General features: G+C 62.1%; 13 protein-coding genes. 4 read left to right on the top strand and 9 right to left on the bottom strand.

Features of this window, described 5'->3' with window-relative positions; translation table 11 throughout:
• Positions 1-9 precede the first annotated feature (9 nt).
• Both VJX68_RS02430 and VJX68_RS02425 read right to left on the bottom strand, forming a co-directional pair.
• Complete coding sequence (locus VJX68_RS02430; protein ID WP_324094050.1) at positions 10-2,250, bottom strand: DNA translocase FtsK; 2,241 nt, start codon at positions 2,248-2,250, stop codon at positions 10-12.
• Entirely contained in the window at positions 2,247-3,899 is a 1,653-nt protein-coding gene (locus tag VJX68_RS02425; RefSeq protein WP_324094049.1) for a ribonuclease J, read from the bottom strand. Before VJX68_RS02425 ends, VJX68_RS02430 begins: the two co-directional genes overlap by 4 nt.
• A 151-nt stretch (positions 3,900-4,050) precedes the next feature.
• On the opposite strand from VJX68_RS02425, the gene VJX68_RS02420 reads away from it, so the two are divergent.
• Positions 4,051-4,518, top strand: coding sequence for a single-stranded DNA-binding protein (locus tag VJX68_RS02420; protein ID WP_324094048.1), 468 nt, complete (start codon positions 4,051-4,053; stop codon positions 4,516-4,518).
• Between the two features lie 170 nt (positions 4,519-4,688).
• Positions 4,689-6,497: a hypothetical protein gene (locus tag VJX68_RS02415; protein ID WP_324094047.1), complete on the top strand. Its 1,809-nt coding sequence runs from the start codon at positions 4,689-4,691 to the stop codon at positions 6,495-6,497.
• Positions 6,498-6,514: 17 nt separating this feature from the next.
• Here the strand turns inward: VJX68_RS02415 and VJX68_RS02410 are convergent, their stop codons facing one another.
• From VJX68_RS02410 to VJX68_RS02385, 6 genes are all read right to left on the bottom strand, one after another.
• Positions 6,515-7,486, bottom strand: coding sequence for an aldo/keto reductase (locus VJX68_RS02410; protein WP_324094046.1), 972 nt, complete (start codon positions 7,484-7,486; stop codon positions 6,515-6,517).
• Positions 7,487-7,506: 20 nt separating this feature from the next.
• Entirely contained in the window at positions 7,507-7,872 is a 366-nt protein-coding gene (locus tag VJX68_RS02405) for a DUF309 domain-containing protein (protein WP_324094045.1), read from the bottom strand.
• On the bottom strand, positions 7,869-8,534 hold the full coding sequence (locus tag VJX68_RS02400; protein WP_324094044.1) for an EthD domain-containing protein: 666 nt from the start codon (positions 8,532-8,534) through the stop codon (positions 7,869-7,871). The genes VJX68_RS02405 and VJX68_RS02400 overlap by 4 nt, the downstream gene beginning before the upstream one ends.
• Before the next feature lie 17 nt (positions 8,535-8,551).
• On the bottom strand, positions 8,552-10,252 hold the full coding sequence (locus tag VJX68_RS02395) for an N-acyl-D-amino-acid deacylase family protein (protein WP_324094043.1): 1,701 nt from the start codon (positions 10,250-10,252) through the stop codon (positions 8,552-8,554).
• Between the two features lie 86 nt (positions 10,253-10,338).
• On the bottom strand, positions 10,339-10,467 hold the full coding sequence (locus VJX68_RS02390) for a hypothetical protein (RefSeq protein ID WP_324094042.1): 129 nt from the start codon (positions 10,465-10,467) through the stop codon (positions 10,339-10,341).
• A 170-nt stretch (positions 10,468-10,637) separates the two neighbouring features.
• Positions 10,638-11,576, bottom strand: a complete 939-nt coding sequence (locus VJX68_RS02385; RefSeq protein WP_324094041.1) for a tyrosine-type recombinase/integrase — start codon at positions 11,574-11,576, stop codon at positions 10,638-10,640.
• Between the two features lie 181 nt (positions 11,577-11,757).
• On the opposite strand from VJX68_RS02385, the gene VJX68_RS02380 reads away from it, so the two are divergent.
• Both VJX68_RS02380 and VJX68_RS02375 read left to right on the top strand, forming a co-directional pair.
• Complete coding sequence (locus VJX68_RS02380) at positions 11,758-11,967, top strand: hypothetical protein (RefSeq protein ID WP_324094040.1); 210 nt, start codon at positions 11,758-11,760, stop codon at positions 11,965-11,967.
• A complete protein-coding gene (locus tag VJX68_RS02375) occupies positions 11,964-12,395 on the top strand; it encodes a hypothetical protein (protein WP_324094039.1) in 432 nt (143 codons plus the stop codon). The genes VJX68_RS02380 and VJX68_RS02375 overlap by 4 nt, the downstream gene beginning before the upstream one ends.
• Positions 12,396-12,825: 430 nt before the next feature.
• Here the strand turns inward: VJX68_RS02375 and VJX68_RS02370 are convergent, their stop codons facing one another.
• Positions 12,826-13,374, bottom strand: coding sequence for a DUF2971 domain-containing protein (locus VJX68_RS02370; protein ID WP_324094038.1), 549 nt, complete (start codon positions 13,372-13,374; stop codon positions 12,826-12,828).
• Between the last annotated feature and the right edge of the window lie 87 nt (positions 13,375-13,461).

Here is a 13,461-nt window from a genome sequence, read left to right as displayed (position 1 = left end):
TTCATGCGTTCATCGGGCGCTGCGCAAGCGGACTTCGCGCGGCTTGGCGCCGTCGGCGGGCATCACTAGTCCTTCGCGTTCCATCTGCTCGACCATCCGTGCCGCGCGATTGTAACCGATTCGGAGCCGCCGCTGGATCATCGAGATCGACGCCTGATTGGTCTCCATCACGATTCGCACCGCCTCATCATACATCTCGTCCTGCACCTCGGCGCCGATACCGTCGCCGCCTTCCTCGCCAGGCGCCTTGGTGTCGAGGATTTCCATGCGGTACTCGGGCGCGCCCTGCTCGCGCAGGAAATCGGTGAGCTTGCGAATCTCATGCTCGCCGACGAACGGCCCGTGCAGGCGGCGGAGCTTTGCACTGCCGGGCGGCATGAAAAGCATATCGCCGGCGCCGAGCAGGCGTTCGGCGCCGATCGAGTCGAGAATCGTGCGCGAATCGACGCGCGACGTCACCTGCAGCGAGATTCGCGCTGGCAGGTTCGCCTTGATAAGGCCGGTGATCACATCGACCGATGGACGCTGCGTGGCGAGTATCAGATGAATTCCCGCGGCACGTGCCTTTTGCGCAAGGCGCGTGATATCGCGCTCGACGGTCTTGCCCTCGCTCAGCAGCAGGTCAGCCAGCTCGTCGATTACGATGACGATCTTCGGCATCTTGCGATGCTCGATCGCGCCGACCGCCGGCTGACTGGGATCGTCAGATGCGGGAATGCTCTGCCCCGCCATCTTGAGCTGCGCGAGCGACACGCCTGACGCGAGCGCGTGGTTGTAGCCGTCGATATTGCGCACGCCCAGCTCGCGCATCCGCAGGTAGCGGCTCTCCATCTCCTGCGTGGCCCACAACAGCGCGCTCGCGGCCTTCTGCGGATCGACGACCACGGGAACCAACAGATGCGGAATATTTTCGTACACCGACAGCTCGAGCATCTTGGGATCGACGAGAATCAGGCGCACGTCGTCGGCCGTCGCGTTGAACAGAATCGACGCGATCATCGTGTGCAGCGAAACCGACTTGCCGGTTCCGGTCGCGCCCGCGATCAGGAGATGAGGCATCCTGGCGAGGTCGGTTGCCACCGGACGCCCGGCGATGTCCTTGCCGAGCGCAATTGTGAGCTGGCTCTGCGCGGCCAAAAATTCCTCGGCCTCGAGTATCTCGCGCAAATAGACACGCTCGCGCTTGCGGTTGGGCACCTCGATTCCGACGACGGCCTCGCCGGGCACCGGTGCCTGGATTCGCACCGCGGCGGCGCGGAGAGCCATCGAGAGATCGTCGGCAAGATTTACAATCTGGCTTACTTTGATTCCCGAGCCCGGCTCGAATTTGTACATCGTGACGACCGGGCCCGGCTGCACCTCGACCACCCGCCCCTCGACGCCGAAGTCCGCGAGTTTCTGCTCCAGCACGCGCGCGCTGCGCTCGAGCTGTCCCTCGTCGACTTGCGCATGTTCGGCCGGCGGTAAATCGAGCAGCGATTGCGGTGGAAGTCTGAAGGCGCCCTTCTGGCGCGGTTTCGATGCCGCCGCCTTATCGCGCTTCTCGCGAATATCCAGCAGCCTGAGCTTCAGTGCCGGCCGGCCGTTGATGCCGTCCGGATCAATCTCGATCTCGTCGCCCTCGCTGAGCGAGAACGGGATCCGCGTTCCGTCGGCAAGGTCGAACTTGTCGCGGCGCGAACGCGGGCGAATCTTGTTCGCGACGCCCGCGAGCAACTCGGTCGGTGCTCGCTTGAGCATAAGCGCAAGCCCGCAGATGAAGCCGAGCGCGACTGCAATCAGGCCTCCTGCGACGCTGATCGAATCGTTGAGCAGACTCGCGACGTTTGCGCCAACTTCACCGCCCATCCTTTCGTCGCGCAGATCCCACAGCGCGCCTGCGGTCGCGAGCGCGAGAATCAAAAGCACGCCGCCACCGATCTCGCGCGCGATCGTGACGAGTCGCGCGCCGGTCCACACACGTTGCGCCAGCCACGCGACCAGTATCATCGCGGTGTACGATTGGTATCCGATGAGTCCGCCGAGAGCCGCGGCGATCGCCGCGCCGACCGGGCCGCCGAGATTTGGACTCCGTCCGAGGTCGACGCTAACGAGGCTCACCGTGCCGAACGCCGCGAACGCCAGCAGCGCGAGTGCGCATAGCTCGCGAGCGATTCGGCCGCCCGGGCCTGGCGCAATCGAAACTTCTTCGACTGGCGGCGGTGGAGGCAGCTCGATGGGAGATTTCTCCTTGCGCGCGATGGGGGTCACACCTCCGTCACGTAAGGAATCACCAGCGGCCGCTTGCCGAGCTCGTCGCTGAAGTAGCGCCGAATGGCGCGGACGATTTCTTCCTTCACGCGTGGATCGTTGGCATGCAAAGAGCCGCCGAGCGCGCCTAGCCGCCGCGTCAATTCCTCTTTCGCGCGACGCATGTGCGCTGAAGTTCCATCGCCGCTCACGAGACCTCGCGAAAGCAGATCGGGCCCCGCAACGATGCGCCCGGTTTTCGACGAGAGCACGATCACCGCAGTCACCGTGCCGACGCGCGCAAGCACCCGACGCTCGCCGACCACGGCAGGATCGCCGCCGTCGACGCCTTCGAGCATCACGCGTCCCGCCTCGACGGTTAGTCCGCGGCGCGCCTCGCCTCCGTTCAGAACCAGCGAATCGCCGTCCTCGAGCAGGAAGCAGTCGTGCTCTGGAATTCCCGCGGCAATCGCGAGCGCGACGTGTCGGCTCAGATGACGGTACTCGCCATGAATCGGGACAAAGTGCCGCGGCCGCGTCAACTCGATTAGCTCGGCCAGCTCGTCCTGGCTGGCATGCCCCGAAACGTGAACTGGGGCGACCGCGTCGTACAGGACCTCTGCGCCCTGCCGGTACAGACGATTCACCAGCGTGTTAATTGTCCGCTCGTTGCCGGGAATGAAGCGCGACGACAGCACGACCACGTCGCCATGCTCGATACGCACGCGCGGGTGCGCGTCGCCGGCAAGTTTCGCCAGCGCAGAGAGCGGCTCGCCCTGGCTGCCGCCGGTCAGGTAGCTCAGCCGATGACCGTCGATGAACTCCGCCTCACCTGGCTCAACAAACATCGCCTGCGCAATTGGAAGCTGGCCGGTCTCGAGACCGAGCCGCACGCTCTCCGCCATCGCGCGCCCGAGCGGGACGATGCGGCGGCCGAACTCGCGCGAGACTTCGACCACCTGGCGAATCCGATGCAGATGCGACGAAAAGGCCGACAGGAAAACCCTGCCGCGCGCCCGCGATGTGAGCTCGCGCAGCACGGGCTTGAGTGAACTCTCCGAGCCCGAGCGGCCGGGACGCTCGACGTTGGTGGAATCCGAAAGCAACACGGCGACGCCTTCCGCGCCAAGCTCGGCAAAGCGCGCGCGATCGAACATCTCGCCGTCCACGGGAGTATCGTCGATTTTGAAATCGCCGCTATGAATGATAATTCCCGCCGGCGTTCGGATCGCGAGCGCGATCGAGTTCGGCGTCGAATGCGTAACGCGAATGGGCTCGACCGTGAACGGCCCCGCCTCGAACGCATGGCGCGGCGTAATCGTCCGCAGATCGACCGGGTCGTCGAACTCCGAATCGGCAAGGCGCCGCCGCATGAACGCGAGCGTAATGTCAGTACCGTAAACGGGAACGTTGAAGCGGCGCAGCAGATGCGGGATCGCGCCGATGTGATCCTCGTGGGCGTGCGTGAGCAGTACAGCTTCGACCGCGACGTGACTGCGCTCCAGCCACGCCATCTCAGGGATGAAAGTGCCCAGTCCGAGCGCGGGCTCGTCGGGGAACATCACGCCGCAGTCGATCACGATCGCGCGCCCGGCGCACTCGATCGCCATCAGGTTGAGGCCGATCTCGCCCAGCCCGCCGAGGGCCACGATTCGTACTGGAGCGGTCATGGAAGTGCTTGCCGCCATCGCCCTGTCCTGCGCACCGAGGCGAATTATATCGGTGATAATTGGGCTGCGAAAGCCGCTGTTCATCCAACTAACAGGCTGGCTTGCCTTGAGAACGGGGCGGGGCTAGCTTTCGGAGCATGAGGTGGCGAAGATGGCGGCGTCGGTAAACAAAGTAATTCTCATCGGTAATCTCGGTCGCGATCCCGAAACTCGTTTCACCAACTCGGGCTCGTCGGTCACGAGCTTTTCAATTGCGACCAAGGACTCGTTCGCCGACAAGAGCGGCGCGCGGCAAGAGCGCACCGATTGGCACAACATCATCGTATGGGGCAAACAGGGCGAGGCCTGCGCGCAGTACCTGAAGAAGGGCAGCCCGGTTTATGTCGAGGGGCGAATTTCCTACCGCGAGTACGAAGCCAAGGACGGCAGCGGCAAGCGCAAGGTCACGGAGATCGTCGCGATGCGGGTGCAGTTCCTGAGCTCGCGCGGCAGCGCACCGATGGGCGATGACGCCGGAGACTTTGGCGGCGGCGGAGCGGCTCGCAGTCGAGCACCCGCAGGCGGTGGCGGTGGTGGCGACGAGGTCGCCCCGATGGACGACGAGGACATCCCGTTCTAGTCCGCGCCTGAAACACCCATCGCGACCGGAACTCAATCAATCGCAGGTGCTGCTTGCGACGGCAGCATCTGATTGCCGATCGTACTAATCATTCAATCGATGAGTTGAAAACACGGCGCGAATGAAGGTATATCGCTTGCTTCTTTGTGTTGGTGAGGGGACTCATCGAATTGATTCAGTCAGAGGACACTGATGCCGGCTACAAGTATGCCCGAACTCTCGCATTTGTTGCCGCTCTCGCAATCGCACTAAGCGCAAGCGACGCCTTCTCGACGACGCTACTGCCGCCTGGTTCATCGACCACCCGATGGTCAGTCGCAAGCGATCACAAGACCATACTTCTGTCGCTGAACAGTGGCGCGCCCGTCCCGTTTGTCGTTAAGGGCGTTGACTATTCGCCGCGCCCGATCAACGACGCTGCTTCGACGATTCCCGGCTCGGATTACTTCTGGGGAGATCCCGCTCATCTCACATACGCTCCAATCTGGATGCGCGATCTGTGGGGCACCACCTACAACGACAGCAAGACGAGCATCAACTTTCCCGACGGGCTCGTGCGTCAACTGGGCGCCAATAGCATCCGCACCTATGCGTGGTGGAAATGGGTTCCGATGGCGCCCGCCGACTACGCGAAATGGAACACGCTCGATTGGAGCGTGGGTCCGCCAGTCCGCTTCGGTGCGGACAAAGCGCCTGTAGGTTTCGCAACCTGGCCGGCGCACGATGGCGGTGATCAATTCCTGGACCTGTGCTGGAATCATGGGGTCAACCCAATTTATGTAGTCATCGGTATATCCGTCGATCCATGGTTTGCGTTTCCGAGCACCAATCCCGATTCCGCGTCAGCGCACGATGAGCAGATGTATATCGAGCGGACTACTCAGTGGCTGGCGAAGCGTTATGGCTATCATCCAGCCGTACTCGGATTTGCTATTGGCAACGAGACCAACCTGCCATTCGCGCGTGGCACCGACCGGTACATTGACTATTGGCAGTACCTCAATCGGCTCGGCGGTATCGCGAAGCGCTACGCACCGGACAAACTTACTATGACGGCGTTCGCCGACTATCCACCGCCCAAAACGCCGATGCTTCTGAAGCCATTAGTCACTTTCAAAGACGCTGCCAACGCCCATCCCGGCGGCCGTACGATTCCGGTCTGCGTCAATCCCAACGGCGCCAACCCCGGCCCTGACTGCAAGTCGGCGCAGCGGCGGCGAGCTTATCCGGCCGACATCTACGCGCTCGACGTCTGGGGATTCAACGCATATCGCAGGCCCGAGACCGAAGACGTGGCCAACTTCAAGCACTGGATTGTTGACGGCGATTACGCGAATGGCAGCGGGATGGGGACTGAAAAACCCAATCCAGTTCCGAAGCCGATCGTTCTGACCGAATGGGGCGCACCCGCTTCGATTCGCACTCGCGACGGACAGCCGCCGCCGCCGCCAAATTCCCAATGGGTGAGCGCAAGCCCCTCTGCCACAGGCGAATTCCACGGCGCGCCGGCATATCGCACGGCCAAGCTGATTCAACAGATTGCATCCGACATTTATGGGCCTCACTCGACGCTTGCGACGACCGGCGGCGGCATTCTGTCGGGCGGGTACCTCTTCGAGTTCCAGGACGAATGGTGGAAGGAAGCGAAGCGCCAGCCTGCGACATGGTCGTCGCACGACACGACGATAGAGAAAAGCGAGTTTCCCTTCGGCGAGCCGGGCAGCGGCTTCGCATCCTACTGGGACGAGGAATGGTTCGGACTGACTTCAGTCGCGACCGGCGCAGGCCGTCGTCCTGATGCTCCCGTCCTCACCGCATATGACGGCGCTGGATCGCTGAACGGCGGCGCAGACGTGCTTACGCCACGCGCGGGATTCTACGCGCTGCAGGCCGCCTTCAAAGGTACAACTCCCGCGACCGACGCCAATGGTCAGTCGTACGAATCTCATTCCAATATCATTTCCGCCGCGCGGCAGTAGCCACTGACTATTCGGGTTCACCCGAGCCACTTCAGATTTCTCGAGGTTCCGTCGAACGTGTCGCGCGTTTTGTAGTATTCGAACTGTCCGCCCTTTGCTGCCTCCACGGTTTTGCCGAGGATCGCCGCCACCTGGGTCTCTGTCAGCGGTCGAAACGTACGGACCGCATTGACCGCTTGCTGAACATACCCTATCCATTCGCATCCGGTGACCAGGGTGCTGATCGGAAGGTTCATCGTATAATGCAGCGCCTCGAGCGGCGTGACGGTTTTGCTCTGCAGGATGAAATTATCGCCGAAACACTTCATCGCGATCACGCCCATGTTTTTTTCGAGTGCGACCGGCAGCACCTGATGCTGGAAGCTATCGTAGTGCGCGTCCATCACGTTGAGCGGCATCTGCACCGTGTCGAAGGTGACGCCATACTGGTCGGCGAGCCGGATCATCTTGAGCAGCATCGCCGGAGTCTTATGTCCCGAGAATCCGAAGAAGCGAATTTTGCCGGCTTTCTTCGCCGCGAGCAGCGCCTCGATTGCGCCGTCCTTGCCGAAGACCCGATCTGGATCGTTGTCCCGGATCACTTCGTGAATCTGCAACAGATCGACGTGGTCGGTCTGCAGCCGCTTTAACGACTCGTCGAGCTGCCAATCGACAGTCCAGCGCGTGCGACCGTCAACCTTGGTCATCAGGAACACTTTATCGCGGTAACCATCACGCAGCGCCTTCCCCATTCTCAGTTCACTCTCGCCGAGATGGTAGTCCCACGAGTTGTCCATGAAGGTGACGCCGTTGTCGATCGCGGTGCGGATAATCGCGATGGCGGCGCGCGGGTCCTTCGGCTGCCCGATATGGTAACCGCCGATCCCGATGAGCGAGACCTTCGCGCCAGTGCGGCCGAGCGTCCGATACTGCATCCCGCCCGAACGCGCGATCGACGCCAGCGCTTTGCCGGCGGTCATCGACACGATCGCCCCGATTCGAGCCGCCATCGCAAGAAATCGCCGCCTGGTCACGACTTAGGCACTCGGCGCAAGCGCGGCGGTTTCGGGAGGGAAGCGCCGTCTGCGCGGGTTGCGATCTCGATGAATCGCGTCAACTCGCTGCGCAGATCACCCACTGCCAGGCCCATGTGTTCGGACGGAATTGGATCGAGCTTGGCTGAGGCTTTCTCGTAGAGGGACCGCGCGCCTTCGAGGTTTCCGCGCTGCGCGTGCAGGATCGCAACCGCGGCCTGAATTAATCCCTGGTAGAAAAGCTTCACCTCACCGTCGGAGCGCTTCCAGATTTCCTCCCACGCTTCGTGGCATTCGAAGAAACGCCCTTCGTTGAAGAGATCGATTCCTTGTTCGTAGAAATCTGGGTGCGACTGGGTCACACGATTCGATGTTCGGACGCAATTGTAAACGGGAACGGCAAAGCGAGAAACTTCGGCTCGTCGATTTGCACCGCGCGATACTCATCCGTATCAGCCGAATCCCGCACCGCCTGAAAATCGTCGAACCACAGCTCCGCGACTCCGTCGTAGCGCGGCGCGCGTCCGTCCGCGTATGCGGACAGACGCACATGGCATTGCACGTAGCGCCGCACTTGCGGGATCTTCGCGGCCACTGGACCGTGATTCGCTCGCCAGTATGCCTGGAACGCCGCCGCGTCGGTGCCGGGCTTGCGTGTCAGCAGGGAGAACATCTTCACCGCGCCGTCGCCGGGGATTGCGTCTTTCTGGATGATCTCATCGACAATGATCGACCCGGCCTTCGACATATCGACAAACTTCGTGTCATCGGCGGACGCGGCGCGCCGTGGCGCCGAATCGGCGTTGGTGCGAAGCGCGTCTTCATTGTCGAACCAGGCCTCGGAGATTCCGTCGTACAGCGGCTCGCGATTGCGGTAGGCCGAGGGCAGCGTGATCGAGGCGACGTACTTCCGCAGCTCCGGTATCGCGCGAATGATCGCGGCGTGTTCGTTCAGCCAGTAGTTGCGGAAGTCGTCAACACTTAGTCCGGGCTTGCGTTTGAAGAAGTTGAACGCCTTGACCATTTGCGAATGCGCGCGCCTCAGGCGCCTCTGCCGTGGCGCAGCAGTCGCCCCGCCGACACGCCCGTCTGCGCGCCGTCGCGCATCGTTATCTCGCCGTTGACCATGATGTACCGATAGCCGTCGGCCTTGCGCACGCGGCGCCATTCGCCGCCGGGCAAGTCGTGCGCGATTTCCATCGGCCGCACCGCCAGCTTCTCGTAGTCGTAGATGACAACATCGGCGGGCGCACCCTCGCGGATCACGCCGCGATCGCTGAAGCCCGCGCACATCGCTGGCAGTGCGCTGAGCCGCCAGTGCGCGTCCTCGAGACTCAGCATCTTGCGCTCACGCACGAGCCCGGCCAGAAATTCGGTCGGGTACTGTCCGCCGGTGAAGAACTTCGTATGCGCGCCGCCGTCGGAAACGCCGGGAATCAAGTACGGATAGTCGATCATCTCCTTCATGTATTCCATGTTCTGGTTCGGTCCCGGCGCATAGAACTCGGTGCAAAGTTCGTCCGCGACCGCCAGATCGAGCATCGCGTCCACCGGATGCTTGCCGGTGCGCTCGGCAAGCTCGCGCAGCGTGAGTCCTTCGTATTCCTTCATGTCGTCGCGCGCGACCTGGGTGACGAAGATCAGATCGAACTCGTCGGTGATGACGCGCGGCAGGCGGCTGCGAAGAGCCTCGCGCCGCGCGGGGTCGGCGAGCTTCGCCATGCGCTCCGCGGCGGTACCGGTGGTGGCGTCGCACCACGCCTGGCATTCGTCGAACAGGTTCCAGTCGACAAACGTAAACGCCATCCCGGTGTCGCTGGTCACAGCCTGCCCATACACCGGCAGTCCGCGCTGGCGGCAACTCTCGAGCCATTGGATTTGCCCGCGATGCACATACGGATGCGAGTCGCGCGGCTGCACGACGTTGTACAGAACCGGCCGCCCGCTCAGTTGGGCAAGCTGCTCGAAGTGATTGAGGTCGTGCATCGGATCGGCGCTCACCAGTGTCATCTGGATGAAGCCCTCGTTGCGGCGGCCGAGCACGCGCGCCAGCGCGAGGCAGGTCTCGTCAGCCATCAGGTCGGACACCATCGGGGTGCCGTCAAAGTCGCGCTGCACGCAAGCGGGGCCGTTCGGATCGAGACGCTGCGCGGACCATCCGCAGGCGCCGGCGTCCATCGCCTCGTCGAGCAGGCGGCAGATCTCGCGCGTCTCCTGCTCGGTGGGCGGTCGCGTCTTGGCCGCTTCCAGACCCATCACCCACGTCAGTAGGGGCGAGACCGGAACGTACGGCAGAATGTTCACTGCCTTGGGATGACGCGCGACACTGTCGAGAAACTCGGGGAAGGTAGTCCAATCCCACGGCATCCCGGCCTTCATCGACGCGTACGGAATCGCCTCGACGCGCGTCATCGTGAGCATCGCGCGCTCGCGGCTCTCGGGATGCACCGGGGCGAAGCCGAAGCCGCAGTTGCCGATTACGACCGACGTGACGCCGTGCCAACTCGAGATCGAGCAGTACGGATCCCAGAACAGTTGCGCGTCGTAATGGGTATGCAGATCGACGAAGCCCGGCGCTACGATCAAACCTGAAGCGTCGATGGTTTGCGCGCCATCGGTCGAGCGCAGCCGCCCGATTTTCGCGATGCGGCCGTCCTTGATGCCGACGTCGCCGCGAAAGCGCGGCATCCGCGTTCCGTCCACGACCATTCCATCGCGAATGACCAGGTCGAACTCAGCCATGGCTCAACCTCCTACCGACGTCGAATCAGTGCGTCTTCAGAAAGAAGTCGCATCGGCGGTCCACTATTGTCAATGGAATCGTGGCGCTACTGCCTGGTGGTGCCGGGCTCGAGCTCGACGCCAACCGGCACCAGCACGCGCACGACCATGTTGTAGAAGGCGACGTTAGAATTTCGACTTCCAGATACCCAAGTAAACACGGGGTCAATGCTCACGATAACCTCACGGCCCCAAGGGCTTCGTATTCAATCACGCACCACCGAGTACCATACAGCGATACGGCGGTTTGGCGCCCCGGTGGCAGCAGAGATGGCACCTATGTGGCACTGAAACTAAACAAGAACTTGAGATTATTCATCTGACTGGTTCACCGCAATAGTTCGCGTCACGCTTTGGCAGCGCCGGGCTTCACGGTGGCAGCGCCGATCTGAAGCCGGTCGACGGCTGAGCGCAGGAACTCGCCGCTGAGGTGCGTATAGCGGTCGGTCATGGCGGCAGTGCGGTGGCCGATCAGTTCTGATAGGGCCTTGCCGGTGACGCCGCCCATCGCTTGCATCGAGCAGAAGTGATGCCTGAGGTCATGCAGGTGAAAGTCTTGCACACCGGCTGCGCGTGCGGCTCGCACGAACCTCATGCTGACCTGGTCTGAGGTGTACGGAAATAGCTTGCCGTCGAGTCGCCGGGGCAGGCTTTCGAGAGCGCTGATTGCAACTGCGTTCAGGTACACGACGCGGGCGCGGCCGTTTTTGGTGTTGACGAGTCGCAACAGACGATTCGCAGTGTCGATGGTCTCATGGTTCAGGTTGAGAATTTCGTCGCGTCTCATCCCGGTGTTGATTGCGATCAACACGAACGCGCGCAGGTAGAGGTCGGTTTCGAGGGTTGCGAGTAGGCGTTGGAGTTCGTCGTCACTCAGGTAGCGCACCCGGCCGTCCGGTTCGCGCAGCGGGCGCAGGCACTCGACCGGGTCTCCGTGCGCGTCCTTGAATGGAGTGCGGCTCAGGTGATGCTTCTCGACCGCCTTTCTCGTGATGAGTCGGAGAACCGCGAGATCGCCGTTGACGGTGGCGGGTTTTGCGCCGTTGGCTGAGCGGCTTTTGATATAGGCTTCGATTGCGTCAACTGTTACTGCGCGAAGTGCGCCACAGAACGCGGGTTTCAGATGCACGTCGAGAATCGTGCGCCATTTCGTCAGCGTTCGCGGCTTCAGGTCCGGGCGCAGGCTTGCGAACCACTGCTCGGCCGCGTCGGCGAAGGAGATGCACGACTGCGGGAAGATGCCAATTTCTTCACGATTCGCCTTATCGAGTTCAAAGGTCAACATCTCGTTCGCGACGCGCTTGCTGCCGCCCACTCGCCGCCTGCGGCGGACACCCTTGTTCCTCTGTTAATTGCGCAGGGCGGCGCCCATCGCCGCCACCGGATCGGGTTGCGTGCGCGGCTGTGGTCTCCGCCTTCGGTCGAGGGCACGGACCCGCGCCGGCGGATTCGAGAGAGGGAAAGTTATGCCACGAAGAACTGTGGAAGAAATCGATCAGGCTATCGTACCGGCGACGAGCGCTGAAGACGACGAAGTGTCCGACCGGCAGCTCGTCGTGCTCCTGACTGAGGCCGCCGAGCTACCGCTCTCCGATCGGCTAAGTTTGCTGGCGCGAATCGAGGCGCGGCGCGCCCGCGCGCTTGCGCGTCTGCTCGATACCGTGAAATCGCAATGAGTAGCGGCGACGACAGAGACACGGTGCCCGTGCCGCGTAGCGCGGTCGCACGAAAACGTAACCAGCGGGTGAACCGCCGCGCGCGCCAGACGCGACGCTCCGCAGAATGGCTTAATCAGCCCCGATACGTGAGGGCGGTTCTACGACACGCCTCGCTGGGCACGATTTTTGACGGCTTAGTGGAAAACATCTGCCAGTTCGGGCTAACGAACGAGCTCGGCGAAGTGAGATCGGTTGTGGAATCGGCTAGACGCGTCGCGCTCGCGCTCCTACAGCACGAACGCGAAATGTTGCTCACGCCGCTAGCCAGCGCCCAAGCACCGCGCACCCTGGATGTTTTCGAAAAATTGATCCATCCGATGCCCGATGACGCAGAAGTTGTCGCCGACGCGCCCGAGGTGGAAGCCGACGGGCGGAGATTGCCATGAGCGCTGGCGGACGAAACCGCGGATCGCTGCACGAGCGGCGCGAAGAGCTGCGCAGGGCCAAGCAGCTTCGCAAACGAGAACGCAAACTCGAGGGCGCCGCTGGCAAAGCCGCACAAGCCTCAACCCCGCCCGCTGGTACTGTTTTTCGGGGCTGAGCACCGCCGACGTTCGACGCACACGCGGCACCGTGGTACAAGGGGACGCTGGCTGGCGTCACGGCCCCCCTTAAACCAGTCGGCGTTCGGGCTGGCGTGGTTAGGCGAACGCTGGCCCGTTCCTTATTCGTCGAACCGCCGATCGCAAATCTCAAGCCCGCGAGCCCGCTCGCGCTCGATGACGATTTGGCAGGTGGAAGCCGGGACTAGGGTCTAACGAACGCGTTGGGCGTACTCGGGTTGACCACCAACGCACAGATCTTCGGCGCGCCTTCTCATCTAATTTCCCGTATTCCAAACTCGAACCGACCCGGCTCTTTCTCTGCTCGGAACAATGGTACCTGCGCGCCTCCCATTTTGATCCACTGCAGAACTTGTTCCTCGTCTTCGGGCCTTATCTCGCTGCCGAAAATAACACCGGCGAGAGACCGCTCAGGCAGTTTACGCCAGCCATGACCTGTAACATCTGCCGATGGAGGTACGAGTACGCGCCACTCACGTTCGTAGGACCAGTGTCGCGACTTCGTAAAAACGCTCGCGCCCCACGCTGGCCGGGGGTCCGGAAACAACCTGATCGTCGGGACGGACTCAGCATACTCAACCGGCGCCGCTTCAAAGGATTCTTCGTGCCGACCAGAATCATCCTTCCTTTGGTATGGCTCACCGTAGCGCTCTTCAAAGACCTGAACGAACTTCAACTTTGACCGGTCGAACTTAAGGCAGACGCCCCGGTGACTATCCGCATAATGCGACCACATGAGGATGTCATTGGGTACCGCACTCAGAGAAAGCACGCCGCTTTTCGGAATCAGTTCACGTTCCATGCACTGCAGGTGCTGTCTCAATAAATCATTGACGCTCGGGAGTGTACGTCGTCAGAACCTATTGGACAAGTTGGCATTGTAATTAAG

This window comes from Binatus sp. (SeqCode), assembly GCF_035272065.1.
GTDB lineage: Bacteria > Desulfobacterota > Binatia > Binatales > Binataceae > Binatus.
Note: the sequence above shows the minus strand (reverse complement) of the source record. Positions and strands in the feature narration are given on the sequence as shown.